Annotated in this window: 16 protein-coding genes and 1 pseudogene; 8 read left to right on the top strand and 9 right to left on the bottom strand. The window is 72.8% G+C overall.

The genetic code is table 11. From position 1 onward, the window contains the following. Positions 1-182: 182 nt before the first annotated feature. Together AB0399_RS29810 and AB0399_RS29805 are read right to left on the bottom strand one after the other, a co-directional pair. Entirely contained in the window at positions 183-1223 is a 1041-nt protein-coding gene (locus AB0399_RS29810; protein WP_366413457.1) for a lactonase family protein, read from the bottom strand. A gap of 154 nt (positions 1224-1377) precedes the next feature. Next, the gene (locus AB0399_RS29805) at positions 1378-2964 is read right to left on the bottom strand and encodes a hypothetical protein (RefSeq protein ID WP_366413456.1); all 1587 of its coding nucleotides are present in this window, start codon (positions 2962-2964) and stop codon (positions 1378-1380) included. A gap of 463 nt (positions 2965-3427) precedes the next feature. Between AB0399_RS29805 and AB0399_RS29800 the strand changes: the two are divergent. After that, positions 3428-3895, top strand: a pseudogene (locus tag AB0399_RS29800) (Lrp/AsnC family transcriptional regulator); the annotation flags it as partial. Between the two features lie 269 nt (positions 3896-4164). Here AB0399_RS29800 and AB0399_RS29795 read toward each other — a convergent pair. After that, positions 4165-4785 (bottom strand): DJ-1/PfpI family protein, encoded by a 621-nt coding sequence (locus AB0399_RS29795; protein WP_329362475.1) that lies wholly within the window; start codon positions 4783-4785, stop codon positions 4165-4167. A 223-nt stretch (positions 4786-5008) separates the two neighbouring features. Then, positions 5009-6094, bottom strand: a complete 1086-nt coding sequence (locus AB0399_RS29790) for a GlxA family transcriptional regulator (RefSeq protein WP_366413455.1) — start codon at positions 6092-6094, stop codon at positions 5009-5011. Positions 6095-6615: 521 nt separating this feature from the next. Between AB0399_RS29790 and AB0399_RS29785 the strand changes: the two genes are divergently transcribed. From AB0399_RS29785 to AB0399_RS29775, 3 genes are read left to right on the top strand one after another with little or no spacing between them, the layout of a single operon-like run. Continuing rightward, positions 6616-7038 carry a hypothetical protein gene (locus AB0399_RS29785; RefSeq protein WP_328472195.1) on the top strand — a complete coding sequence of 141 codons (423 nt, stop codon included), beginning with the start codon at positions 6616-6618 and terminating at the stop codon, positions 7036-7038. A gap of 26 nt (positions 7039-7064) precedes the next feature. Further along, entirely contained in the window at positions 7065-7697 is a 633-nt protein-coding gene (locus AB0399_RS29780; RefSeq protein ID WP_329362481.1) for a cell wall protein, read from the top strand. Positions 7698-7708: 11 nt separating this feature from the next. Next, complete coding sequence (locus tag AB0399_RS29775; RefSeq protein ID WP_366413454.1) at positions 7709-8596, top strand: MauE/DoxX family redox-associated membrane protein; 888 nt, start codon at positions 7709-7711, stop codon at positions 8594-8596. 124 nt (positions 8597-8720) lie between these two features. Here the strand turns inward: AB0399_RS29775 and AB0399_RS29770 are convergent, their stop codons facing one another. Together AB0399_RS29770 and AB0399_RS29765 are read right to left on the bottom strand one after the other, a co-directional pair. After that, positions 8721-13292, bottom strand: coding sequence for an endo-alpha-N-acetylgalactosaminidase family protein (locus tag AB0399_RS29770; protein ID WP_366413453.1), 4572 nt, complete (start codon positions 13290-13292; stop codon positions 8721-8723). Between the two features lie 371 nt (positions 13293-13663). Further along, on the bottom strand, positions 13664-14695 hold the full coding sequence (locus AB0399_RS29765; RefSeq protein ID WP_329362487.1) for a LacI family DNA-binding transcriptional regulator: 1032 nt from the start codon (positions 14693-14695) through the stop codon (positions 13664-13666). Positions 14696-14973: 278 nt separating this feature from the next. On the opposite strand from AB0399_RS29765, the gene AB0399_RS29760 reads away from it, so the two are divergent. Beyond that, positions 14974-16878, top strand: a complete 1905-nt coding sequence (locus AB0399_RS29760) for a glycoside hydrolase family 35 protein (RefSeq protein ID WP_366413452.1) — start codon at positions 14974-14976, stop codon at positions 16876-16878. A 128-nt stretch (positions 16879-17006) separates the two neighbouring features. On the opposite strand, the gene ligD is transcribed toward AB0399_RS29760, so the two are convergent. Then, positions 17007-18017 (bottom strand): non-homologous end-joining DNA ligase, encoded by a 1011-nt coding sequence (gene ligD, locus AB0399_RS29755; protein ID WP_366413451.1) that lies wholly within the window; start codon positions 18015-18017, stop codon positions 17007-17009. Between the two features lie 130 nt (positions 18018-18147). Between ligD and AB0399_RS29750 the strand changes: the two genes are divergently transcribed. Beyond that, positions 18148-19224, top strand: a complete 1077-nt coding sequence (locus AB0399_RS29750) for an ATP-dependent DNA ligase (protein WP_329362493.1) — start codon at positions 18148-18150, stop codon at positions 19222-19224. A gap of 24 nt (positions 19225-19248) precedes the next feature. Here the strand turns inward: AB0399_RS29750 and AB0399_RS29745 are convergent, their stop codons facing one another. After that, positions 19249-19950 carry a TetR/AcrR family transcriptional regulator gene (locus tag AB0399_RS29745; RefSeq protein WP_329362496.1) on the bottom strand — a complete coding sequence of 234 codons (702 nt, stop codon included), beginning with the start codon at positions 19948-19950 and terminating at the stop codon, positions 19249-19251. A gap of 1130 nt (positions 19951-21080) precedes the next feature. Here AB0399_RS29745 and AB0399_RS29740 point away from each other — a divergent pair. Both AB0399_RS29740 and AB0399_RS29735 read left to right on the top strand, forming a co-directional pair. Next, positions 21081-23717 (top strand): AAA family ATPase, encoded by a 2637-nt coding sequence (locus AB0399_RS29740; protein ID WP_366413450.1) that lies wholly within the window; start codon positions 21081-21083, stop codon positions 23715-23717. A gap of 279 nt (positions 23718-23996) precedes the next feature. Beyond that, entirely contained in the window at positions 23997-25049 is a 1053-nt protein-coding gene (locus AB0399_RS29735; RefSeq protein ID WP_329362498.1) for a LuxR C-terminal-related transcriptional regulator, read from the top strand. A 4-nt stretch (positions 25050-25053) separates the two neighbouring features. Here the strand turns inward: AB0399_RS29735 and AB0399_RS29730 are convergent, their stop codons facing one another. Beyond that, positions 25054-25950, bottom strand: a complete 897-nt coding sequence (locus AB0399_RS29730; RefSeq protein WP_366413459.1) for a proline iminopeptidase-family hydrolase — start codon at positions 25948-25950, stop codon at positions 25054-25056. Positions 25951-25998 lie beyond the last annotated feature (48 nt).

Here is a 25998-nt window from a genome sequence, read left to right as displayed (position 1 = left end):
CCTCGGACAGCCGAGGGGGCGCCCGCGCCGCTCCAGGAGGCGCCTGTGCGGGCGCTCGCGCGCCTGCGGACGGCCGCCTTGCGCGGCAGGACCGACCGCCGGTCAGACGAACCACCGGTCAGACCGACCACCGGTCAGGTAGGCCGCCAGTCACGTAGGCCGTCGATCAGGTAGGCCGTCGGTCAGACGAACAGCACGCAGGACACCGCGGGCAGTGCCAGCGAACCCGTCTGCTTCGGGATGCCGGTGGCCGGGTCGACGTCGAACCAGCTCACGTCGCCGGAGTGCTCGTTGGCGGCGTACAGGCGGGTGCCGGACGGGTCGAGGGTGAGGTGGCGCGGCCAGGCGCCGCCGCAGCTCACGGTGTCGAGGAGTTCGACCTGCTCGCCCGTCTCGTCGATGCCGAGCACCGCGATGCTGTCGTGCCCGCGGTTGGCTGCCCACGCGAACCGGCCGCCGGGCGAGACCACCAGCTCCGAGGGGTAGTTGTCGCCCTTGACGCCGTCGGGCAGCACCCGTGTCTCGGCGAGCGGCCGGAGGCTGCCCTTGTCGGCGTCCCAACGGCAGACGGTGACGACCGAGTCGAGCTCGTTCATCACGTAGGCGTGGCCGCCGTCGGGGTGGAAGGTGAGGTGGCGCGGGCCGATGCCGGAGCGCAGGCCGAGTTCCCGCTCGACCTCCAGCTCGCCGGTGGCCGGGTCGAGTTCGCAGACCCGTACCGAGTCCGTGCCGAGGTCCACGCTGAGCAGCCAGCGGCCGCTGGGGTCGGGCAGCACCGCGTGCGCGTGCGGGGCCTCCTGGCGCTGCGGGTTCGGCCCGTCGCCCTCGTGCGCCAGGACGCACCGGACCGCGCCGAGCGCGCCGTCGTCCTCGACGGCCAGCACGCTCACGCTGCCGGGCGCCGCGTAGTTGGCGGTCACCAGGTGGCCGTGGTGCAGCGCCAGGTGCGTCGGCGCGCCGCCGCGGACCGGCACGGGGACGCCGAGCAGCTTGGGGGCGGCCGGGTCGGCCAGCGAGAACGCGGCGGCCGTGCCGTCCGGATCGGTCTCGCCGACCGCGTAGAGCGTGCCCCCGTCGGCGGACGCGGTGAGGAAGGACGGGTTCCGCACCTCGGCGGTGTGGCCGAGCGCGGTCAGCGCGCCCGTGCCCGGGTCGACCTCGGCGGCGGTGAGCCCGTGCCCGCCCGCCGACGTGAACGACCCGATGTATGCGTGTGCGGCCACTTGCCGTACCTCTTCCGACTGACACCTGTACGGCGGCTGAGAGTAGTACCTGCGGCGGTCGGCGTCGCCCCCGGGTCACCCGGTGGGGGCATGTCGGACCCCCGGGGCGACGCCGTCGGGCGCCCCGGGGGTCCGGATTCCGTTCCGCGGACGGTCAGAAACCGCCGTAGGACGACACGGTGTAGGCGCAGTCCGTGTAGTAACTGCCCGAACGCAGCGTCTCGGAGTCCGCGTGCGAGGTGGCGCCCGAATCGCCCGACGGCTTGTGCAGGAAGTAGATGGTGCCGGTCGGCAGGTAGATGGTCTTCTCCGGGTAGTGCTTGCCGCTGGCCTGGCAGGCGCTGCCCTGCGCACTGGCCTCGCTGGAGTAGGCGTGGCAACTCCCGCACGCCTTGAGGGTGAAGCTGCCGGTGACCTTGCCGGTGTAGAGGATCTGCACCGGGTCAGGGCTGTCGTTGCTGACGATCAGCTTGATGCTGCCGCCGGAGGCCATCGTGGGCACGTGTTTGCCGGCCGGGGCCTCCTCCTTGGCGATCTCCGCGGCGATGGCGAACTTGTGGGCCAGCGCGTGGTTCTTGTCGTGCGGGTACTTGCCGGTGAAGTCGTTCATCGTGGTGAGCGCCGTGTCGAAGTCACCGGCCTTGTACTGGTGCACGCCGCACGCGTACGTACCCGACTCCACATGGCTGCCCGCACGCGAGGAGTCCTTGGCCAGGGCCGCCGCGGCGCTGCCGTGCGCCTTGCCGGAGAGGGTGGTGGCGAAGGAGCCGAGGCCGGTGACCTTCTGGGTGGCGCCGCAGGGGTCGCTGCCGCCGATCGCCTTGGCCGCCTTGTCGATGGTGGAGCTGACCGCCGGTTCCACCTTCGCGGCCTGCGGCGACTGCGGGAAGGTGGTGAGCAGTTCGCCCAGGTCGTTCTCGTCGCCGCCGGAGGAGGTGGACTGGTCGGTGCTCTGCAGGTCGACGACCCCGCACTCGTACAGCGACGTCGCCAGCTTGTCGTCGGGCCAGGTGGCCAGCGAGCCGACGCCGTCCTTGCCGAACGAGTCGGGCACGGTGCGCAGGTACTTCAGCGGGGGTATGGCGTCGCAGTACTGCTGCTGGTCGAACGGCGCGGCGACCGTCGAGTAGAACGTCTGCAGCCGGGCGGGCACCAACTTGGCGGCCTTGGAGCCGGAGTGGTGCTTCTTGAGGTCGCTGTAGGAGGCGAGGGCCGACTTGTACGCGGGCTGGGCGGACGAGAAGTCCTTGCCCTTGGCGGCGGTCACCTTGCTGTCGGCCGCGGCGAGGCGGTCCAGCAGCATCTTCTGCGTCGCGTTGTCCCGCGCGTTGTCGTAGAGGACCACGCCGCCGGCCGGCACGGCGAGCAGCACCAGGCCGACCACGACCGCGACCGGTGCGAGCGGCGGCCACGACAGGCGGGTGCGCAGGCCGCGCCACGCGCCGTGTGCGGCGGCCAGCACCAGGAAAGCCAGATAGCCGGCGAGGACGCCGCCGGAGACGCCGTCCGGCTTGGCCGGCAGCGCGACGACCACCAGCGCGGCGGTGGCGATCAGGCAGATCGCCAGGCCCAGCCAGCGGCGCATGAAGGCGTAACCGAGGCCGAGGCCACTGAGGTTGAGCAGCCCCACGGCGACGGCCCGCAGCGCGTCGGCGGGCGGCTTGGGCGCGGCGGGGGGCGCGGGCGGCGGGGGCGGCGGATATCCGCCGGGGCCGCTGCCGGGCGGGCCGAAGCCGCCCACCGGGGCGCCGTAGCCACCGTAGCCGCCGGCGGTGGGCGGAGCCGGCGGGACGGGCGGGACGGGTGGCGGTGCGCCGTAGCCGCCGGGGCTGCCGTAGCCGCTTCCCGGCGGGCTGCCGGGACCGCCCGGACCACCGGGTCCTCCCGCGCCGCCGGGTGGCGGCGCACCGTAACCACCGCCGCCACCAGCCCCGTTCTGCCCATCCCAAGACACCGCGAACTCCCCCACCCTCGGTCACCGTCGACATCGCCGGGCGCGCGTGATCGCGCCCGGGTGTGGCCGGAGCCTATGCGCACGGCCCGGTTCGTGCCCGTGAATATGAAGATTCCGCCGATGGTCCGCCGGTTCCCTTCCGGCCCGACTTTTCCGTCGGCCATGGCGGTGGCTCGAAATGATCGTCGGCCGACGACCCGTCGGTACGGTGAATATGCCAAGAACACAGCCGTGAGGGGACCACCGGCCCATGCCCGTCGACGCCCTGGACGCCCGTATCCTGCGGCTGCTCCTCCAGCAGCCGCGTACCAGCGTCCGCGAGTACGCCCGTATCCTCGGCGTCGCCCGCGGCACCCTCCAGGCGCGGCTGGACCGCATGGAGCGCGACGGCGTGATCACCACCGCCGGCCCGCGGGTCTCGCCCGCGGCCCTCGGCCACCCGGTGCTGGCGTTCGTCCGGATCGAGGTCGCACAGGGCCATCTCGACGAGATCGGCACCGAGTTGGCGGTGGTGCCCGAGATCATCGAGGCGTTCTCGATCACCGGCGGCGGCGACCTGCTGGCCCGGGTCGTGGCCCGCGACAACGCGCACCTGGAGGACATCATCCAGCGGCTGATACGGCTGCCGGGGGTGGTCAGGACCCGCACCGAGATCGCGTTGCGGGAGCGCGTGGCCGAGCGGGTGCTGCCGCTGGTGGAGACGGTGGAGCGGGCGGCCGAGCGGCTGCGGGCCGCCGATCCGCGGCTGCCGGAGGGGCAGGAGGCGGACGGGGCGGGGTCCGGCGCCGATCGGGAGCCGGACCCGGGTACGGACGAGGGTCCGGCTACGGACGAGGACGCGGGTGCGGACGCCGCTGCGGGCCAGGACGCGGGCGCGCCGGCGTCCGCTCCGGCCGCGCGCTCCGCCTCCCCCGCGCCCGGTGCCCCGCCGGCGCCGCGCCCGCAGGGCGGGTGGCACGGCGGGGCGGCGTCCCACGCGCCCGCGGCTCAGCGCGCCGCGAGGTAGTCCTTCGCCTCCTGGGACGCCTTGGACAGCGCGCCGGAGTCGAACGGCGGTTGCGGGTCGTACTCGATGGCGAGCTGGAACGCCTCGGCGGCGACCCGGCCCGCGGCGAGTTCGGCGAGCCGCAGCGCCATGTCGATCCCGGAGGAGACGCCCGCCGAGGTGATGATCCCCCCGGGCTGCTCCACCACCCGCTGCTCGGTGTAGGTGGCGCCGAAGGACGCCAGCTTCCCGGCCGCGCTCCAGTGCGTGGTGGCAGTCAGCCCGTCCAGCAGCCCGGCGGCGCCCAGCAGCAGCGAGCCGGTGCACACCGACGTGGTCCACCGGGTGGTGGCGTGGATGCGGCGAATCCACTCCAGCAGCGCCTCGTTGCCGAGGTTGCGGGACGCGCCGGGGCCGCCGGGCACGAGCAGCACGTCGGCCGACGCCGTCGCGTCGAGCGTGGCGGACGGGATCACGGTCAGCCAGCCGGCGTCGTCGGTGACCGGGGCGGTGGACTGCGCGGCGAAGACCACCTCCGCGCCGGGCAGCATCCGCAGCAACTCGTAGGGGCCGATGGCGTCGAGCGAGGTGAAGCCGTCGAAGACCGGAACGACGATTCGCACGGGCGGAACCTTTCGGGAGTGATCGTTTTCGGGCGTGTCCGACGCCGCTCCGGACCCTTGGGGGCCGGTACGTGTCGCCGTACGGGCGTGTCGGTTTGTCGACCTGACATGCGGTCGGTTCGTCGACTCGTGGGCAGGAAGAGGCAGTTGGGGGTCAGGGGCCCGGTGGTACGCCGAGCCCGGGCGAGTGGCCGGAAGGCGCCCAGGGCAGCGATCCGGCCGGCTACCGGGGCGGTTCGGCGGCTGCGGCCGGACCCGCGGGTACGGGAACGGGATCGGGCGCCGGCGCGGGTACGGGCACGGGCGAGGGCACGGAGAAGTGCCGTCGGTACTCCCCCGGAGTGACCCGGACCCGGCGCTTGAAGCTGCGGTGCAGCGTCTCGACCGTGCCGAACCCGCACCTGCGGGCCACGCCGTCGAGCGTGGCGCCGGTGGACTCCAGCAGCCGGCGCGCGGCCTCGATCCGGGCGCCCTCGACGTACGCCCCCGGGGTGCGGCCGGTCTCGGCGCGGAAGACGCGGGTGAAGTTGCGCTCGCTCATCCCGGCGCGGGCGGCGAGCGCGGGCACCGCGAGATCGTCGCAGAGGTGGTCCGCGATCCAGTCCAGCACCTCCCGCAGCGGCGACCTGTCCGGGCGCTGCGCGGCGAGTTGGGTACTGAACTGGGCCTGTCCGCCCGGTCGTTGCACGAACATCACCAGGTGACGGGCGATCGTCCTGGACACCTCCGGGCCGTGGTCCGCCTCGACCATGGCGAGCGCGAGGTCGATGCCCGCGGTGACCCCGGCCGACGTCCACACGTCGCCGTCGCGGACGAAGATCGGGTCGGGGTCGACCGTGACGGCCGGGTAGCGCTCGGCCAGTTCGGCGCAGACCGACCAGTGGGTGACGGCCCGGCGCCCGTCGAGCAGCCCGGCCTCGGCGAGCAGGAAGGCGCCGCTGCACACGGACGCGGTACGCCGGGCGGTGCGCGCGGTGGCCGCGAACCACTCGACGAACTCCCGTTCCTGGCAGGCTCGTTGGACGCCGGGTCCACCGACCGCGACGAGCGTGTCGACCGGGCTGCCGACTCGCGCGGGGGGCAGCGTCGGGGTCACCGCGAGGCCGCCGCTCGACGCGACCGGGCCGGCCTCGGCGGACACGACCTCGATCACCGTCCGGTCCGCGCCGTCACCCACGTGGGGGTCCGCCGCCCCGGCGCCCGCCGCGGCGGCTATCCGTCCGGCGCTCGCGAACACCTCGTGCGGCCCGGTGAGATCCAGGATCTGGAAGTCCGGGTAGACGGCGAAGACGATACGGCGGCTGGTCACGTCTCCATCCTGGGCGCGGCCCGGGAATGGCGGCAAGGACAGGGTTATGACGATTCCGGCCACCGTCGGTGCACCGGGAAACCATCTACGCGCGTCCGCCCTCTGGCGGACGCGCGTAGAAGCGCGCATCATGGCCGTGCTCCACCGCACTACAGCCCCAACGTCCCCACCCGGCACAGCCGGAGGCGCCCGATCCCCGGGCCCACGCGCGCAGCGCCGCGTCGCGTGCGGCTCCACGAGACACCACGGGCACGCCACACCCCGGGCACGTCGCAGACCGTACGTCGCAGACCGCGTTTCGCACGTCGCACCTCGTACGCCGCACCTCGCGCATCGCACCTCGTACGCCGCACCTCGCGCATCCCACCTCGTACGCCGCACCCCGCGCATCGCACCTCGTACGTCACACCTCGTACGCCGCACCCTGAACTCCTCCCGAACTCCCGCGAACCCCACCTCGTATCCCGAGTTGTCATGCACAGGACATCTCGGTATTCCGACAACAGCGAAGGGAACCCGACATGGCTTGCGGATCGACCAGCCTCTGGGCAGGTGAGACCTCCTGGTTCTGCTGCGGCAGCTCCTGGGGCCCCTGCGGCAGCGCCGGCACCGGCGCCTGCGGCACCTGCCAGTCCAGTTCCAACCAGGCCGCCTGGCCCTACGCCAGCCAGGCGTGCTTCAACATCACCCGGCCCGACCTGTGCGGCGAGGGCCTCCCGCAGCGCGGCTGCGGTTCGGTGATGAACGTCAAGCACCAGTGCTCCGGCGCCCAGGTCTGCGTCACGATCTCCGACTGCGGCCCGAGCACCCACAGCTTCTGCGGCGAGGCCACCTGCTGCAACGGCGCCTGCCGCACCAACCGCGTGATCGACCTGACCCCGGCGGCCTTCTCGGCGATCGGGAGTCTCAGCTCCGGCCTGCTGCCGGTCTACATCTACGAGTGACCCGACCCGGCAGGAGGAGCACCGACATGAGCAACCGCCAAGACCCCAGAGCCCGTTCCGGCTTCGACCGCAGGCGCTTCCTGACCACCGCCGCGCTCGGCGGCGCCACCATCGTGGGCGCCTCGGCGCTCGGTGGACTCGACGCGGACGCCGCGTTCGCCGCGCCGTCCCCCTCCCTCGACCCCGCGATCGCCAAGTCGGCGTTCGCCGAGGGCCGGATCACCGCCATCAAGGGCACCGTGCTCGAAGTGGCCGGCTCGTACGGCGACCGGCACCTGATCCAACTCACCAACGCCACCAGCGTCTGGAAGCTGCACACCACCACCGCCGACGCGATCGAGGTCGGCGACGGCCTGTACGCGCGGGGCGTCGACATGCCCGACGGCACCATCGCCGCCGACGCGGTGTGGGTGAACATCGTGAACCTGTTCTGCACGATCCGGGGCATCGCCAAGGACCGCCTGCACCTCACGCACGGCGACGGCAACCACGCCGTGGTGGGCCGGATCGTGCCCCAGACGACCACCGCGTCCTACCTCGGCGGGTCGCTCACCCCGGACCTGTCCCGGGTGCGGATCGGGCAGTCGGCGCAGGTGCTCGGCGCCTGGCGGCCCGCGGACGACTCGGTGGACATCGCCCGCGTCACGGTCGGCCATTGAGGAGCGGCGCGATGATCCTCGACCTCGCTCCCCTGGTGTGCGGTGTGCTGCTCGCGGTGAGCGGCGCGGCCAAGCTGCTGGGCCGGCGCACCGCGCAGGTGGCGGCGAACACCGTACTGGTGCGGGTGCTCGGCAACGGCCACCGGGCGGCGTTCGCGCTGCGCGCGGTGGGGGCCGTCGAACTCGTGGTGGCCGCAGGCCTGCTGGCCGCCTTCCCCGGCACGGTCCTGCCCGGCGCGGCCACCGCGCTGCTCGGGGCGGGCTTCACCGGCTACCTCGGCTATGCGAAGGCGACCGCGCCGCAGTCCTCCTGCGGTTGCAGTGCCCGTGACGAGGGTCCGATCGGCGTGCGCTCGTTCCTGCGGGCCGGCGCGGTACTGGCCGGCGGGGTGGCCGCGGCCTTCGCGGGCACCGCCTGGTGGTCGCGGGTGGCCCGGGACCCGGGCTGGTCGGTGCTGGTGGTCGCGGTGGCCGCGGCGGGCCTGCTCGCCCTGTCCACCGACCTGGACCGGGTGTGGATGCCGCTGCGGCGGCTGCGGCTGCGGGTCTTCGGCACTCCGCTGCCGGCCGGCCCGCGCGGCTGGGTGCCCGTCGAGGCGTCGGTGGAACTGCTGGAGCGCTCGCTCGCCTGGCAGGCATCGGCGCCGATCGTCCGTTCCGCGCTCCTGGACTCCTGGGACGACGAGGGCTGGCGGGTGCTGCGGTTCGCCGGCGTGCACCACGACGCGGGCGGCGCGCGGCCGGTGAACGTGCTGTTCGCTCTGGACGACCAGGCGACCAGGGACGCGAACCCGAGCCCCGCGGTGCGGGTGTCGGTGATCGACGACCGCACCCAGGAGGTCGTGCCGGTGGACCTGCTGGAGCTGTCCGGGCTGCACAAGCCGCTGCGGATGGCCTGACCGCGCCCTCGCGGGACCCGCGCCCGGGGCTGCTCGCGTCCTGCGTGCCCCGCGGCGGCCGGAACCGCGCCCGGGGTGGCCGCTCTCCGTGAAGAGCGGCCACCCCGGTTTCCGTGCGTCTGCCCTACTGCGGCGGGTAGCCCACCGGCGGGTTGGCGTACGACCCGTAGACCCGCATCTCGGCGGCGGCCGCGAACGGCAGGCCGTTGAGCGCGTTCAGCCCGGTGAAGCGGACGTAGGAGGCCCTGACCGGGGGGAAGTTGATCGCTTGCGTCTGCGGGGAGTCCACGAGGGTGCCGTGGGTGACGGTCTGCCAGGTGGTGCCGTCGTCGGAGACCGCGATCTCGTAGTCACCGATCCGGCCGTTGAGGCCGCCGCTCTGGCGGTCGAGGTAGCCGAAGCCGTCGACGTCGGCGGGTCCGGACAGCTTCAGGGTGACCCAGTGCGGGTAGGGCGCCTCCGAGTTGGTGTAGTCGGTGTGCCAGATGGTGCCGGGGTCGCCGTCGAGCACGTTGGCGACCGGGCCTTCGGTGGGGTCGGAGGAGAGGTTCTCGGAGTCGGCGGTGGCGGTCATGGAGCCGGGCGAGAGCAGCGCGCGGGAGGCGACCGTCGCCTTGGCGTCGGTGGCGACGGTCTTGGTGGCGCCGCCGTTGGTGTAGGAGGCGGTGGCCTTCCAGCTCGCCGAGGTGCCCGCCGCACCGGCCGGCGCGGTGATCAGCCAGGTGGTGGTCGCGCTCGCACCGGGCTTGACGGCCGCGAAGGCGTTGCCGCCCTGCTTCTCCACTTCGGCGGTCCAGCCCGCGGGCAGCCCGTCGAGTGTCATCCGCACGCCGGTGGCGTCGGTGGTCTCGCTGTTGGTGAAGGTGGTGGCATACTCGCTCGGCACCCCGGGGCTCAACTCCGCGGTGGGCGGCACCGTGACGCTCGCGCAGGCCGGCCCGGTGGCCGAGGGGCCGAGGTCGGTGACGGTGAAGTCGTCCAGCACGAAGTCCGTGCCGGAAGCCCCGCCGAGCTTGCGCAGGCCCACCCAGGTGTCACCGCACCCGGCCACGATGTCCTTGCTGTAGGTGGCGGTGTCCAGCGCCGGGTCGAGGGTGTCGCGGGTGACGTCCTTCGACGTGACCTTGCCGCCGCCGACGGTGTCGGCGCCCGTCACCCAGGCCCACTGCCCGGCCACGTTGGTCTGGTACCTGAACGACACCCGGTACTGGTGCCCGGCGGTGAAGGGCACGGTCGCCGGGACCGTGCGGTAGACCAGTCCGGTGTTCTCCTCGTGGGCCTTCAGCGAGTGGTCGCCGCCGATGACGTCGTCCACCGCCTGACCCTTGAGGGTGCCGGAGTTGTAGGGGGCGTAGGTGTTCTTCCAGGTCTTCTGGCTGTAGGGCGCGTGCAGGTCGCTGATGCTGGTGCGCGGGTCGGTGACGCCTCCCGCGTCGCCCTTCACGAAGGGGCCCCAGCCGGGCTGGTTCCCCTCGAAGTCCTCGCTCGCGACGAGGGTGCCGTCGGCCGCCTTGCTGCCGGCCTTGGGCAGCGGGACGGTGCTGTCGGCCATCAGCCGCACGTCGTCCAGGGTGACCGCCGGGTCGCCCGCGGCGGCGCCGATGGCGACGGTGACCCGGCCGCCGGGCGGTGCGGTGAAGGTGACCGAGGCGCGCTGGGCGTACGTCCCCTCCTTGGCGTCGGCCGCCACCTCGTTGGGCGCGGGTGTGGTGTCGAAGGTGTTCGCGGCGGGCTGCTTGCCGCCGCTGACGCCGAGGGTGACGGCGCGCCGCTGCCCCTTGGCGATCTCGACGTCGGCGCTGAGCGTGTAGGTCTTCCCGGCCTTCAGTCCCTTGACCTGCTGGGAGATGCCGGACGCGGCGCCGGTGCCGAGGCGGGCGACGTTGTCGCCGTTGGTGGTGCGCGCGACGGCCGCGCCGCCGGTCGGGTGCCAGGCGGTCAGGTCGCCCGCGTTGAAGCCCGGGTCGGACAGGCCGCTGCCCTGGCCGTAGTCCACGTCCGTGTGCGGGGCCTTGCCGCCGGTCGGCACCAGGACGTACGGCTGGTTCTTGGTGGTGGTCAGGGTGACCTGGCCACCGGACGGGGTGATGTCGGCGGCCTTGACCCGGCCGGTGTCGGTGAGCCGGTAGAGGGTGAAGTGCCGGTCCCGGGCGAACTGCGCGGTGAGCCCGAAGGTGTGGGTGCCGCCCGACGCGCTGAAGGCGTACATCTTGTCGGCGTCGCTCGGCGAGGAGGTGCCGTCGCCGCCCTTGGCCTCGCCCCACGGCAGCAGGTAGCTGTCGCCCTTCAGGACGAGGGCGCCGCCCATGGTGATCTGCCGCACCCCGTCGGTCATCGCGACGTCGACCCCGCCGGTGAGCCGGGCGGACTTCCCGAAGTCCCAGTCCGTCACCTGGTAGTGCTGGAGGAACTTGGTGGGCAGGTTCTCGGTGAAGATGTTGCTGTAGAAGGCGTTCCAGTCGTCCTGGCCGGTCCAGCCCTCGAACTCCTTGATGTCGGAGCCGCCGAGCAGCGGGTCGACGTTCCACACGTCACGGTCGGTGTTGCCGATGAAGCGGACGATGTTGGAGTTGATGCCCTTGTTGGTGGGGCCGCCGTAGTTCTTGTCGCTGGCCCAGTGCGACCAGATCGACTCGCCCTCGAACTTGTACGCCCACTCGCTGGCGACCTCGAAGCCCATCTTGTGCAGCTGGGTGGCGAGTTCGTCGGCGAGCCAGCCGCTGGAGTAGTAGGCGTCGATGTAGACGGTCTTGATGCCGGGCGCTTCCTTGCGCAGCTCCTTGAAGCGGTCGAGGATCGCGCCGCTGCCCAGGTCGGTGCGCTGGTCGATGTGGTACGACTGGTTGAGCCAGTCCCAGCCGTTGACCTGGCCCTGGACCAGGCCGGAGCTGAAGTGCTTCGCCTGCGGGTACGCCTCGGTGACGTTGACGTGCACGGCCAGGTCGGCGTTGTACTTCGCGCCCTGGGCGGCGAGTTGGTTGAGGTCGCTCAACCCGCCGGCCCGCACGTTGTAGTCGCCGCCGTAGTCCGGGTGCCCGGAGTCGTGGCCCTCGTTGGCGTAGCCCTTCTCCAGCACCCACTGGCCGAGGTCGTCGGTGGCCAGCGAGATCCGCTTGACGTTGTCGAGCGTCTTCAGGAACGGGTTGGTCGCCTCGCTGGCGAAGTTGAACGGGATGTGCTGCACCACGCGTTCCGGGACCCGGTCCGCGCCCAGCGGGCGCGTCATCGCGTTCCGGTAGGCGATCGCGCCGTCCTCCCAGGTCACCTGGCCGTCGCCGTTGGCGTCCCCGGCCAGCACCACCGTGGTCTTCGGCAGCGTGTACGTCGCCACCCGCGGGTCGGTCGCGCCCTTGGCCGCGTAGGTGTAGTTGCCGACCGACAGCTCCGCGCGCCGGGCGCCGCCGCCCGCGTCCACGATCCGCGACTGGAGCCGGGTGTTGCCGTTGTCGTTGTTGTCCTGCGCGGCGTCGTCGGTGGCGTCGGTGAGCAGCCCCGCGGACAGCCGGGAGTCGGCGACGAAGCCGTAGGGGGTGCCGACCGACGCGGCGTCCGGCGTGGTGGCCCCGGTGACCGCGATGAACTGGTCGGCGGTCGTGGTGGAGTCGGTGGAGATCCTGGTACGGGCCAGGTTCGCGTGCGGGTCGGAGGTGTCGACCGACACCAGCGACTGGTCGGGGATCGACAGCTCGTCCACGGTGCGGGCCGCACTGCCGGCGATCTTCTTCACCTCGAACACCACGGTCTTCTTCGCGGTCACGGTGATCGCCGAGGTGATGGTGACGTTCGGCAGGTCGGCGAAGGTGGAGGTGTACGTCGCGGTGTCGCCCGTGACGCGCATCGCGGTGGTCGCGGTGTGCGCCTTGCCGTTGATGTCGAAGGTGTCCAGCACCGACGGCTGCCCACCGAGCGTGCCGCCGTCCATCGCGTACGACACGACCTGCGGGAACTCCTTGGCCACCTGGACCTTCAGCCCGCCGCGGGACAGGGTCACCGGGGTGGCGGGGTGCGCCGGGGGCGGCGGCGTCACCGGCGCGGGCGTGGTGTCGCCGGTCGCGCGCACCCGCAGCTCGGAGACGGACGCGTTGTCGCTGCCGTTGATCGCGCTGTCCGCCTCGAACCTGACGTAACGGCCCTTGACCGGCTTGTCGAACGCGACCGTCTGCACCTCGGTGTCGGCGGTGGGCTGGTGGAACGACCCCGTGGCGGCGGGTGCGCCCCAGTCGCCCTTCGGGTCCTTCGCGACGGCCGGGTCGTCGGTGACGTAGACCTTGAAGTCCTTGACCGGGCCGTTGTCCTGCTTCTTCACGGAGTAGTCGAGGCCGGTGAGGGTGAACGACCCGCCCACGTCGACGGTGAGCCAGTGCGGCATCGGCGTCTTGGCGACGCCGGCCCCGTTCACGACGTCGTACGCGACGGTCCACTGCGTGCCGGTGTCGTCGTCGAACGCCGCGAGCGCGGTGCCGTCCAGCGCCGGCGGCGCCGGATACGCCGGCGACTGCGAGTCGGCGCCGACCAGGCTGTACTGGCCCGGGTCGATGGGTGTGCCGGGGTCCGCGGCCGCCTGCGCGGCCGGCGCCGCCGCCAGCGCGGGGGTCACGCCGACCGACAGCAACGTCAGCGAGGCGAGGAACGCGACCGCGGTCGCAAGCCGCCGGCTACGTCTGCGACGCGGTGAACGGGGTGGGCTCGAGGTCATGCTCAAGGTCATGCCAACTACCGCCTAGGGCTGGGAGAGCGCCGAAAGTGGTGCCGACTGTAGCCGCGATGGCATCGATAACACCAGAGTCTGTGAACCAAGCGAGCAAGCCTGATATCGCCGCACACCCGATGAGCATCCGGTCCAGCCGGATAGCGGGCGCATGGGGCCGCTCCCCCTGGCTCCGCCGGGGGCGCCCCCACCCGGGCGAAGCTCTGGGGGACAACGGCGCGGCCAACCCGCCACCGGCGGGTGGTCCCTCGACGGGCGGGACGGGGCACCCAGGTCGGCAAAGGGGCGCGGGGAACGGCGCGCGAAACCCACCACCGGCGGGTGGTCCCTCGACCGACAGCACCCACCACCCCGGAGGGTCAGGGCACCCTGACGGGAGCAGTGCTCGCGCGGACCACCAACGTGGGCTCCACGGAAGCGGGTTCGGGGGCGGCGCCCGGCTCGGCGATCGCCCGGACCAGGTGCGCCACCGCGAGCGCCCCCATCTCCGCGAACGGCTGCGCGACCGTGGTCAGCGAGGGCGAGCAGTACTCGGCGAGCGCGATGTCGTCGACCCCGACCACGGAGATGTCGTCCGGCACCCTGCGCCCGAGTTCGTGCAGCGCCCTGATCACGCCGAACGCCATCTCGTCGCTCGCCACGAACACCGCGGTGACGTCGGGGATGCGGCCCAGGATCAGGCCGTTGCGGTAGCCGGACGCGGGCGACCAGTCCCCCGCCAGCTCCGGCGGGACGGTACGCCCGGCGGCCTCCAGCTCGGCCCGCCAGCCGGCCGCGCGGCTCGCCGCGTCCAGCCACTGCCCGGGCCCGGACACGTGCCACACCGTCTCGTGGCCCAGGTCGAGCAGGTGCCGCGTCGCCAGCCGCGCGGCGAGCGACTGGTCGACGGCGACCACCTCGGTCGCCGAGGTGCGCGAGCCGTCGATGGTGATGGTGGGCACCGCACCGGTCAACTGCTCGATCTGCCGCGAGACATGGATCAGCGGCACCGCGAGGATCACGCCCTCCACGTGCTGGTCGGCCAGCCGCTGCAGCGCCCCCTCGATCGCGGAGGTGTCCAGCGACGCGGTGGTGGCGGTGCTCACCGCGTACCCGGCGGCCTGCGCGGCGTGCTCGATCCCCGAGGTGAGCGCGGTGCGCGAGTAGAAGCTGGTCTGGAGGGTGACCACGCCGATGGTGCGGCTGCGGCCGGAGGAGAGCATGCGGGCGGCGTTGTTCCGCCGGTAGCCGAGCTGCTCCACCGCGGCGAGCACCTTCGCGCGGGTCTTCTCCTGCACGTTCGGGTGCCCGGCCAGCGCCCGGGAGACCGTCTGCGCGGACACTCCCGCGACCCGCGCGACGTCCGTCATCCCCGGCGGCCGTACGCTCTCGCGCCCGCTCTGCTTCTCCATGGGCCCCTTCCGCTCCTCCCCCGATGATAACGGTCCCATCCGCCGCCCTCCCGTGCGGCCGAGCGCCCCTCGGGGGTGGCCGCCGCCCGTGAAGGACACCCCGGCCCCGGGGAGGGGCCACCCAGGGGCCGCCGGACACCCGGCACCGGCCGGGCTTGGCATCGATATCATCCTGTGCAACAGTTCCCCCGAGGTTGCTCCACCCGTGAGCACGTCACTAGGGAGCGAGCATGGCGAAGTCGGCGGTGGACCGGACGGTATCGGTATCATTCCGCGGGATGGCGGTGGGCGTGGACGCCGATCAGCGGGACACTGCCGATCAGCGGGACGCGACGGCCGCCGTGGTCCCGGTCGGGAGCCCGGCGCAGCCACCCGCCCCGATCCTGTCCTACCCGCGGGGCGAACTCCTGCGGGACGGCGAGCCGCACCGGATACTCGCCGGGTCGCTGCACTACTTCCGGGTGCACCCGGCGCAATGGGCGGACCGGCTGGCCCGGTTGGCCGCGCTGGGCCTCAACACCGTGGACACGTACGTTCCGTGGAACTTCCACCAGCCGCGCCGGTCGGCGCCCCGCTTCGACGGCCCGCGCGACCTCGCACGGTTCCTCGACCTCGCGCAGGACGCCGGCCTGGACGTGATCGTCCGCCCGGGCCCGTACATCTGCGCGGAGTGGGACAACGGCGGGCTGCCCTCGTGGCTGACCGGCATGCCAGGGCTGCGGCCGCGCACCTCGCAGCGGCTGTTCCTGGACGAGGTGGCACGCTGGTTCGACGTCGTGGTACCGAAGATCGCGGCGGCGCAGGCGGCGTACGACGGGCCGGTGGTCGCCGTGCAGGTGGAGAACGAGTACGGCAGCTACGGCGACGACACCGACTATCTGGAGTGGCTGCGGGACGCGCTGGTGGATCGCGGGATCAGCGAGTTGCTGTGCACCGCGGACGGCCCGACCGAGCTGATGCAGGACGGCGGTTCGCTGCCGGGGGTGCTGGCCACCGCGACGTTCGGCTCGCGGGCCGGGCAGGCGGCGCGGCTGCTGCGCGAGCGCCGGGCCGACGAGCCGTTCGTCTGCGCCGAGTTCTGGAACGGCTGGTTCGACCACTGGGGCGACCCGCACCACGTCCGCTCGGCCGGCAGCGCGGCGGGCACGCTCGGCGAGATCCTGGACGAGGGCGGCTCGGTGAGCCTCTACATGGCGCACGGCGGCACCAACTTCGGCCTGTGGGCGGGCGCCAACCATGACGGCACCCGCTTCCAGCCGACCGTCACCAGCTATGACTCCGACGCGCCGATCGCCGAACACGGCGCGGTCGGGGCGAAGTTCCTCGCGCTGCGGGAGCGGCTGCGGGCGGTGGCCGCCGGGACGCAGGACGGCGCCGCGGCGTCCGGGGCACGGGATCGCCCGCTGCCGCCGCCGGCCGAACTGCTCGCCCCGCGCGACCTGCCGGTGCGGCAGGGCGCGGGTCTGCTCGGCGGGCTCACCGCGATGTCCGCGGCGGTGCGCTCGCCGTACCCGATGAGCTTCGAGGAGCTGGGGCAGCCCTCCGGCCTGGTGCTGTACCGGGCGTGGCCCCGACTGCCGCACGGCAGCTGCGAGTTGACGGTGACCGGGCTGCACGACCGGGCGCAGGTCTTCGCCGACGGGGTGCCGTTGGGCGTGCTCGACCAGGAGACCGGCTCGCTGGCCGTCGAGGGCGCCGGGCAGCGGGTCCGGCTCGAACTGCTGGTGGAGAACCAGGGCCGGATCAACTACGGCCCGCTGCTGGGCCAGGGCAAGGGCATCCTCGGTGGGGTCCGCGTCGAGCGGCGGCTGGTGCACGGCTGGGAGATGCGTGAACTCCCGCTGGACGAATGGTCGCCGGACGACGTGCGGATCGCGCCGGACGCGGCCGCGCCCTCGGGCGGCGCGGGCTTCGCCGTCGCGTCGTTCAGCGTGCCGCGGCCCGCCGACACCTTCCTCGCCTTCCCCGGCTTCGGCAAGGGCTTCGCCTGGGTCAACGGCACGCTGCTGGGCCGCTATTGGGAAATCGGTCCGCAGCTGACGCTGTACGTGCCCGCGCCGCTGCTGGCCGCGGGCGGCAACACCGTGACGGTGCTCGAACTGGAGCGCTTCGGCGACCGGATCGAGCTGCGCGACCGGCCGGAGCTGGGCCCGCCGCAGGAGTTCGTGGAGACCTTCGACTGAGGCCCGCCCCCCTGACGTGACCCGGGTCCCGGTGCCTCCGGGCCCGGGTCACCCCCCCACCGCATTCCCCCGGCCGCTACGCGTCGGTGCCTTCCGGCGCCCGTGCTTCCTCCCGGGCCCCCTTCTCCTTACTTCTCCTTCTTCGCGCGGCTCGGCTGCACCCGCTTCGGCTCGCCCGCCATCTTCGGGTGGTCCGGCGGATAGGGCAGGTCGCCCAGCCCGTGCTCGGCCTCGTCGCGCGCGGCCAGCTCCAGGGCGGCGTCGAGCCGGAAGGCGTGGTCCTCCATGTCGGCGTGCAGGTCGCCGACCTCGGCGTACCGGCCCGGCATGGTGGCGAGGTCGAAGTCGGCGGGCACCGCGCTGTCCAGCTCGTCCCAGCGCAGCGGTGCGGAGACGGGGGCCTGCGGGCGGGGCCGTACCGAGTAGGCGCTGGCGATGGTGCGGTCGCGGGCGGTCTGGTTGTAGTCGACGAAGATCTTCGCGCCGCGCTCCTCCTTCCACCAGGCGGTGGTGACGTGCGCCGGGTCGCGCCGCTCCAGTTCGCGGGCGATCGCGATGGCCGAACGGCGGACCTGGACGAAGGTCCACTCGGGGGCGATCGGCACGAAGACGTGCAGGCCCCGGCCGCCGGAGGTCTTGGGCCAGCCGGTCAGGCCCAGCCCGTCGAGCACGTCGCGCAGTTCGTGGGCGGCGCGCACCGCGTCGGCGTAGTCGGTGCCCGGCTGCGGGTCGAGGTCGATGCGCAGCTCGTCGGGGTGCTCGGTGTCGTCGCGGCGCACCGGCCAGGGGTGGAAGGTGAGGCAGCCGAGGTTGGCCGCCCAGGCGACGGCGGCGGTCTCGGTGGGGCAGATCTCGTCGGCGTGGCGCCCGCTGGGGAAGGAGATGCGGCCGGTCGGAATCCAATCGGGCAGGTTCTTGGGCGCGCGCTTCTGGAAGAACGACTCGCCGCCGACGCCGTCGGGGTAGCGCTCCAGGGTGGTGGGCCGGTCCCGCAGGACGCGCAGGATGCCGTCCCCGACGCTCAGGTAGTAGCGGACGACGTCGGCCTTGGTGAAGCCGCGCTCCGGGAAGTACACCTTGTTCGGGTTGGACACGCGGACCGTGCGCTCGCCGACCGTGAGCTCCAGCGCCTCTGCCATGCCCCTCACGCTAGGCCGCCTCGCCGCGGATCGCCCGTCGGCGCGGCAGCCGCCTCACGCGCGCGGGCCGGGGCTCCCCCCGCCCGTCACTCGGCGGGCGCCCGGCCGCCGCGCGGCGGAGAATCCCGGCATGGACCTTCCCGTGATGCCGCCGGTGCGGCCGATGCTGGCGAAGTCGGCGGCGGCCGTCCCGCCGGGGATGCTGTACGAGCCGAAGTGGGACGGCTTCCGGGCGATCGTCTTCCGTGACGGCGACGAGGTCGAGCTGGGCAGCCGCTCGGGCAAGCCGCTGACCCGCTACTTCCCCGAACTGGTCGAGGCGCTGCGCGAGCAGGTGCCCGCACGCTGCGTGCTGGACGGGGAGATCGTGATCGCGAGGGACGGCCGGCTGGACTTCGACGCGCTGCTGGAGCGCATCCACCCCGCCGACTCGCGGGTGCGCCATCTGGCGGAGGTCACGCCGGCGAGCTTCGTCGCGTTCGACCTGCTGGCGCTGGGCGACACCTCGCTGGTGGCGGCGCCCCAGCGCGAACGGCGCGAGGCGCTGCTGCTCGCGCTGCGCGACGCGGCGGCCCCCGTGCACGTCACTCCCGCCACCGACGACCTGGCCGTCGCGCGGGAGTGGTTCGCGCAGTTCGAGGGCGCGGGCCTGGACGGCGTGGTCGCCAAGCCGCACGAACTGCCGTACCAGCCGGGGGCGCGGTCCATGGTCAAGGTCAAGCACGAGCGGACCGCGGACTGCGTGGTGGCGGGGCTGCGGCCGCACAAGAGCGGGCCGGTGGTCGGCTCGCTGCTGCTGGGCCTGTACGACGCGGACGGCCGGCTCCAGCACGTCGGGGTCTGCGCGTCCTTCCCGATGGCCCGGCGCGCGGCCCTCATGGAGGAGCTGGCGCCGCTGCGGATGGAGTCGGTCGAGGGCCACCCCTGGCAGGAGTGGGCCAGCGAGGAGGCGCAGTCCGCCGACCGGCTGCCGGGCGGGCCCAGCCGCTGGACGGGCAAGAAGGACCTCTCCTGGGTGCCCTTGCGCCCGGAGCGCGTCCTGGAGGTGGCCTACGACCACATGCAGGGCGACCGTTTCCGGCACACCGCCCAGTTCCGCCGCTGGCGCCCGGACCGGACCCCTGACAGTTGCACGTACGCGCAACTGGAGGAGCCCGTCTCCTACGACCTGGCGCAGGTGCTGGGCGGCGGCGGGCCGGCCGGCTGAGCGCCGGGCCCGGGCCGCGCGGGCTCACGACTGTACGGGCTCCGCGCCGGCCCCGGGTGCCGCGCTGTCCTCGCGGATGCCCTCCTCCTGTTCCTGGGCGGTTTCGGACTTCTCACGGGACGGTTCCGCGCCGGATGCCCCCTGCGTGGACGCGGCCGGGCCACCGGCGACGATGCGCAGCGCCTCGGCGAGGTCATGGCCGGTGGGGGCCTGCTCCGGGTCGATGAGCCACAGCGCCAGCACTCCCGTGAGCAGGGCCTGGTGGAACATGCCGACGAGCTGCGCCGACTTCTCGTCCGCGGCGCTGTCGACGCCCTGGAAGAGCTCGGCGATCGCCTCGTGGGCGTCGGGCAGGGCCCCCGCGATCGTCTTGCGGAGCTCCTCGTCGTGCGGGATCTGTGCGAAGACCTCGAAGCTCACCCGCCACAGGCGGCTGTTGTCCGGAAACAGTTCGATCATCCGCGTCCAGGTGGACTCGAAGCGCTCCAGCGGGTCCTCGGACGCGGGGGCCTCGGCCGGAAGCGCGCGCAGCATCTCGCTGCCCCACTCGTTCATCGCCCTGATCAGGGCGGCGCGCAGCAGGACTTCCTTTGTCCCGTAGTGGTAGCCGATGGAAGCAAGATTGGTGCCGGACGCCGCCACAATGTCACGTGCCGTAGTCCGGGCGTAACCCTTTTCATACAGGCAGTGCTTGGCGCCTTTGAGCAGTTCCTCGCGATGTCCCATGGTCCAACTGTAGCTCTGGATCAGACGTATGTATTACACACTGCGCGCAATTCGTAGGAACGCATGTGGCTGCTGGTGAAGAAGCCGCTTTGCCGGACGAAAAGCCGAGGTGAGCGAGGGCGCGGCCCGGGACGCGACCGCACGCCGCGAACCGGTCCGCGCCCCCGCCCACCTGGCGTCGAGCCGATCTCCCGAGCGGCCGGCGCGGCCCGCGGACCCTTCCGCGCACCCCTCGGACGGCGGCGCGCGGACCCTCGGGGGCGGCCGACGATCGGGCAACCGGGGGGAATTCCGGGCGCCGGAACCGGGTCGGGCGAGGGTCGTCGGGAAAAACCGCCGAGCCCGGCGAACGGAGGCAGCGGATTTTCTCCGCTTGGCGCTCCGCGGTGGGCTCCCGTCCCCCGGCCGGCCGTCGTCCGGCACCTTTTCCCGTTCCCGTACCGGGCGGACAAGGGGTGTTCGGCCCAGGAACACGCGGTGAGCCGAAGCCCCCTTCTCCCCGCCACCGCATAACATTCCGACCTGATTCCGACAGCTATTCCCGAGGAATATCGCGGGCATCCGCATTCGCCGGAGGCCCCGGCGTGGACCCCGCTCCCGCACGCGGACGCGGTAGGGGCCGTATACAAGCGAAAGTCATCCAACTGTCAACCAGATTTTTCCGGCCAGGCCATTCCGGCCCGTCGGGGCAACCCGGCAGCGACCGCCTCGGCCGCCGATCGACGGCCCGCCCGCGCGGGCGCGGCCGCTCGGCCAACGGCGTTCGCAGGGCGTCCGGCCTGGGCCGACGCCCCCACTCAGGGCGTGCCGGCTCCCCCGCTCCGACGGCGAACCGGCCGAATGTGGATCATAGGGGCCCGCGGACCGAAGGAGCCCTGTGAGTCCGCCACGAACTGCCGCGGACTTCAGGACCGGAACGTGCCCCCGCGGCTAGCCGGCGAAGGGACATCTCCCCTGATCCAACCCCCTATGCGCCCGTAGAGAGGGCGCCACCCCTACATGCGAACTTACTGCCGTGCAACTTGCGGTCAGCGCGAAACGACTGCCCGCTCTCTAGACTTACGCCGTTGATCGTACGTTGCATCGAGTCGCCAATTCGGGGGAAGATGATGACTCTCGTGGAACATCGTATGGACATTGAGATCATCGAATCAACACTGGCCGATTTCCTCTCCGGGCAAGCCCGTCTGCTGTTTATCGAGGGCGCCTCAGGCTGCGGAAAGAGCGATTTAATCGACTTCCTCGCAAAGCGAGCGGTGGCCGAGGGCGCCGCCCTCCTGCACGGGGTCGGGTCACCGGGCGAGGCGGACGTCCCGTCGGGAGTACTGCGGCAACTGCTCGCCGACGCGCCGACCCCGCGGCTGGCCCAGGTGCCGCAGGCCACGGACGGCCGGCCGCGCGCCGAGGCCATGCGCGAGTTCTGCGCGGCGATCCAGGAGCTGAGCCAGAACGTGCCGGTCGTCTGCTGCGTGGACGACCTCCAGTACGCGGACGCCGTGTCGTTGCAGTACCTCCAGGCGCTCATCCGGCACGCCCGTACCGGTCCGGTCCTGCTGGTGGCGGCGCGGTCGCTGCACTTCAGCTCCCAGGACCCGACGTTCGACACCGAGTTGCTGCGCCGGCCCGACTTCCGGCGCATCCGGCTGGGCCGGTTGAGCGAGGCGGCCGTCGCGGAGGCGGTCGCCGGCTACCCGAGGATCGCCGCCATCCCCGGGTCCGCCGCGGCGCTGCACGACATCAGCGGCGGCAACCCCCTTCTCCTGCGGGCCCTGCTGGAGGAGACCCGCGCCACCACCCCGCCCGCCACCACCACGGAGGAGTTGGAGCCGGAGCGCGGCGGGCTCTTCTCCCAGGCCGTGCTGACGTGCGTGCTGCGCAGCGGCCCGGCCGCCTTCGACCTGGGCGTCGCCCTCGCGCTGCTCCAGGACCGCGGCTCGCCGGAGCAGGCCGCGCTGCTGCTGGGCATCCCGGTCTCCGCGGTCGAGCAGGCCGACACCGCGCTGCGGGCGGCGGGCATCCTCGACGGCCACCGCTTCCGGCACCCGGGCTCCGCGGCCGCCGTGCTGGACGCGCTGGAGCCGGCCAAGCGGGCCCGCCTGCACCGGCGTTGCGCCCGCCTGGCCTACCAGGCGCAGGAGCCGGCCGCGAAGGTCATCCAGCACCTGCGCGCCTCCGTCCACGCCCACGAGCCGTGGCCGGACACCCTGTGGGCGGTCGACGTGCTGCGGGAGCGAGCCGAGCAGCTGATGGTCACCGACGACCCGCGGCAGGCCGCCGACCTGCTCCACCTGGCCTACGACGCCTGCACCGACGAGGGAACGCGGGCGGAGATCAAGACCCGGCTGTCCTCGATCACCTGGCGGTTCGACCCGGCCGCGGCCGAGAAGCACCTCGCCGAGCCGCTGCGGCTGGCGCGCGCGGGCCAGCTCAGCAAGGGCCGGCTGACCGCTCTGGTCCGCTCGCTCAGCGCGCAGGGGCGCATCGCCGAGACCGACGAGGTCCTGCGGCGGATGAACCCGCCCGGGCCGGACTCCGGTACGGCGCACGATCCCTACCCGAACCTGCCCCACGCGGCCTTCTGGGCGGTGCGGGACCGGGGCATGAGCGATCTGGCGGACTGCGAACGGTTCCTGCAGGACGCCGTCCTGACCGAGACCACGCTGCTGCCGATCGTGCAGGCCCTCCAGACGCTCATCCTGTCCGAGCACCCGGAGCGGGCCACCCCGTGGTGCCAGACCTTCGCCGACGACGCCGCCTGCCGCAACGCCCCCGCGTGGACCGCGGTGTTCGCCACGCTCCACGGCGACGTCCTGCTGCGTCTCGGTGACCTGCGCGGCGCCGAACGGCAAGCTCTACGCGCGTGGGAGGCGCTGCCCGGCCGCAACGGCACCGTCTTCGTGGCGGCGCCGGCCGCCCTGTTGATCAGGGCGCGGACCGCGATGGGCCAACACGCCACGGTGGCCCGGCTGCTGGACCTGCCCATCGCCAACTCCCGTGACGACAGCGTGTACCTGTCCTCCTACCTGTACGCGCGCGGCGTGCACTACGTGGCGACCAACCAGTACGCCTCCGCGCTGCGTGACTTCCTGGAGGTCGGCAGGCTGCTGCGGTCCTGGGGACTGGACCGGCCGGTGGCCCTGCCGTGGCGGACGGAGGCCGCGGACGCGCTGGTACGGCTCGGGGAGCCCGAGCAGGCGGAGCAGTTGGTGGCGGAGCAGCTTTCCCTGCCGGACGCCCGGCATCCGCGGGTACGGGGCATCTCGCTCCGGCTGCGCGCGGCGATCCGGCCGCCGGAACAGCGGCAGGCGCTGCTGAAGGAGGCCATCGACGAGCTGCGGCTGTCGGGGGACCGGGTGGAACTGGCCCGGGCGCTCGCCGACCTCGGCCAGCACCTCCAGGCGGTCGGGGAGACCAACCGGGCGAGCATGCTCACCCGGCGGGCCTGGAACCTGGCGCACGCGTGCGGCGCGAAGACGCTGCGCGAGGTCATCCTGCCCGGGCTCGCCGCGCAGTTGAACCCCTGCTATCCCACGGTGCCGCGGCAAAGACGGGGGGCCGAGGAGAGCGACGCGAAGCTGAGCGAGTCCGAGCGCCGGGTGGCCGCGCTCGCCGCGCACGGCTACACCAACCGGGAGATCTCCTCGAAGCTGTACATCACGGTCAGCACCGTCGAGCAGCATCTGACCCACGTCTACCGCAAGTTGAGCATCAGCCGCCGCCAGGACCTGCCGGTGGACCTCCCGCTCGGCTCCATGGAGAGCGCCTGAGCGACCGGGCGACGCGCAGGGCGGCCGCCCCACCGGCCGCCCCACCGTTCACCCGTCCCGCCGCCCCACCGTTCGCCCGTCCCGCCTCCCCACCGGCTTTCCGCACCGGCCGCCCCACCGGCCGCACGTCCCGCCGCCGCACCGGCTGCCCCACCCGCCGCCCTCGTCGCCGGCGCCGGCGCCGGAAACTGTGGGCGTTCGCATACCCGCCGTGCAAAGCAACCTGGAGTACGTTGACCCTCGGCATATCCAGATGCGACGGACGGGGGTCCTGTCAGGATGTCGGAGCCGGTATCTGATGAGCGGAACTGCCTCGAACTGGACGACGTCAGCGCCGCGGCCTACCGGGAAGCGATCCAGATCGGGACGTTCTCCCGCCAGGAGCTGGGCGACCGGATGGAGTTGCCGTCGGAGGAGGTCGTCAGGGCCGAACGGGTCCTGCGCCGGCTCCGGCTCCTGCAGGCGATGCCGGGCGCGCCGGACGTGCTCGTCCCGGTGAACCCGGACGTCGCCTCCGCCGATCTCGTCGGGCCGCTGGACGAGGAGGTCCACCGGATACAGAGGGCGGCGGCCGAGATCCGCAGCCAACTGCTGTCGCTCGTACCCGTGTACTTCGAGGCGCGCCGGCGGCGCAACGAGGTGGAGGCGTTCGACATCGTGTCCGACGCCGACACCGTCCAGTCGATGCTCGACCACTACCGCAGGCGGTGCCGCAGCGAGGTGCTGGACGTGCAGCCCGCCCGCCCCCGGTACGGCGCCGAGTCGGACCGGCCGGGGCCGTCGATGCTCTCCGCCCTCGAACGCGGGGTCGAGCTGCGGACGATCTACCAGCACACGGCGCGCGGTGATCTGACCACCATCGCCTACGTGCGGCAGATCACCGCCCGTGGCGCGCACGTACGCACCACGGAGGAACTCGTCGACCGGATGGTCGTCTACGACCGGGAGGTGGCCTTCCTGCCCGCGCAGTCGGCCCGGGGCGGCGGGGACGGTGCGGTCGTCGTGAAGGAGCCGAACCTGGTGGCCTTCATCTGCTCGCTCTTCAACTACTTCTGGAGCCGGTCGGTTCCGTTCGCGCCGAACACCGCGTCGCCGGCGCCGCGCACCGACGACCTCAAACGGTCGATCCTGCGGCTCATGGCGAACGGCTACAAGGACGAGATGGTGGCGCGCCGGCTCGGGATGTCGGTGCGCACCTGCCGCCGGCACATCTCCGACCTGACGGAGGAGCTGAAGGCCACGAGCCGGTTCCAGGCGGGTGTCATCGCCGCGCAGCGCGGTCTGATCGACGGCCAGCCGGAGCCCGGGGCGGGCTGGCTCGACGACAGGTGAGCGGTCACAGCCCCGCGAGGAAGGCCAGCAGGATCTCGTCGAAGCGCTCGGGCTCCTCCAGGTGGGGCAGGTGGCTGGACTCCTCCAGGATCTTCCAGCGCACGTCGGGGATCAGGTCCTGGTAGGGCTGCACGGTCGCCGGCGTCGCCTCGTCGTGGCGGCCCGAGATCAGCAGCGTCGGCACGGAGATGTCGGCGATGACGTCCTCCACGGACCAGTCGCGCAGGGTGCCGACGACGTGGAACTCGCTCGGGCCGTTCATGGCGTAGTACACGGTGGGGTCGTTGTACAGCTCGTAGAACGAAGCGGTCCAGTCCCGGGGCCAGGGCTTGAGCCGGCACACGTGCCGCTCGTAGAAGGGCTGCGCGACGGCGTGGTACGCGTCGGTGTCGGTGGTGCCGGCCGCTTCGTGGCGGGCGAGTTCCTCGTCGGTGCCGGGCGGCAGTTGGGACCGCAGCACCTTCATCTCCTGCATCCACAGCGGGTAGGAGGCGGGCGAGTCGGCGATGACGAGGCCGCGCAGCCCGGCGGGGCGGGTCGAGGCGTGCTTCGCGGACAGCAGGCCGCCCCAGGACTGCCCGAACAGGATGTAGTCGTCGGCCACGCCCAGGCCGCGCAGCAGGTTGTCGAGTTCGTCGAGGAACAGCTCGACGGTCCAGAAGTCCGCGCCGGCGTCCGGCAGATGGGTGGAACCGCCGTTGCCGAGCTGGTCGTAGTGGACGACCGGCCAGCCGTGCGCGGCGAAGCCGGCCAGCCGCAGCAGGTAGTCGTGCGTGCTGCCGGGACCGCCGTGCACGGCGACCAGTGCCGGCCGGCCGGCGCCCAGCTCGCCGGTGACGCGGTACCAGGTCCGGTAGGGACCGAACGGCAGGGTTCCTCGAGCGCTCGGGGCCGGGTGCATGATGTCCATCGCCTCTCTTTGGCACGTCGGTGACACGTCGGTTCCTGA

Origin of the sequence: Streptomyces sp. NPDC088194, from assembly GCF_040702025.1 — a bacterium.
In the GTDB taxonomy this organism is placed as follows: Bacteria; Actinomycetota; Actinomycetes; order Streptomycetales; family Streptomycetaceae; genus Actinacidiphila.
The sequence above is the reverse complement of the archived record's forward strand: the minus strand, read 5'-3'. Positions and strand labels throughout refer to the sequence as shown.

Excerpts from the sequence above, each read along its gene's own strand:
- AB0399_RS29760 (WP_366413452.1), top strand. The coding sequence starts at position 14,974 with ATGGCGGTGGGCGTGGACGCCGATCAGCGGGACACTGCCGATCAGCGG.
- AB0399_RS29735 (WP_329362498.1), top strand. The coding sequence starts at position 23,997 with ATGTCGGAGCCGGTATCTGATGAGCGGAACTGCCTCGAACTGGACGAC.
- AB0399_RS29780 (WP_329362481.1), top strand. The coding sequence starts at position 7,065 with ATGAGCAACCGCCAAGACCCCAGAGCCCGTTCCGGCTTCGACCGCAGG.
- AB0399_RS29730 (WP_366413459.1), bottom strand. The coding sequence starts at position 25,950 with ATGCACCCGGCCCCGAGCGCTCGAGGAACCCTGCCGTTCGGTCCCTAC.
- ligD (WP_366413451.1), bottom strand. The coding sequence starts at position 18,017 with ATGGCAGAGGCGCTGGAGCTCACGGTCGGCGAGCGCACGGTCCGCGTG.
- AB0399_RS29775 (WP_366413454.1), top strand. The coding sequence starts at position 7,709 with ATGATCCTCGACCTCGCTCCCCTGGTGTGCGGTGTGCTGCTCGCGGTG.
- AB0399_RS29745 (WP_329362496.1), bottom strand. The coding sequence starts at position 19,950 with ATGGGACATCGCGAGGAACTGCTCAAAGGCGCCAAGCACTGCCTGTAT.
- AB0399_RS29765 (WP_329362487.1), bottom strand. The coding sequence starts at position 14,695 with ATGGAGAAGCAGAGCGGGCGCGAGAGCGTACGGCCGCCGGGGATGACG.
- AB0399_RS29750 (WP_329362493.1), top strand. The coding sequence starts at position 18,148 with ATGGACCTTCCCGTGATGCCGCCGGTGCGGCCGATGCTGGCGAAGTCG.
- AB0399_RS29785 (WP_328472195.1), top strand. The coding sequence starts at position 6,616 with ATGGCTTGCGGATCGACCAGCCTCTGGGCAGGTGAGACCTCCTGGTTC.
- AB0399_RS29770 (WP_366413453.1), bottom strand. The coding sequence starts at position 13,292 with ATGACCTCGAGCCCACCCCGTTCACCGCGTCGCAGACGTAGCCGGCGG.
- AB0399_RS29740 (WP_366413450.1), top strand. The coding sequence starts at position 21,081 with ATGGACATTGAGATCATCGAATCAACACTGGCCGATTTCCTCTCCGGG.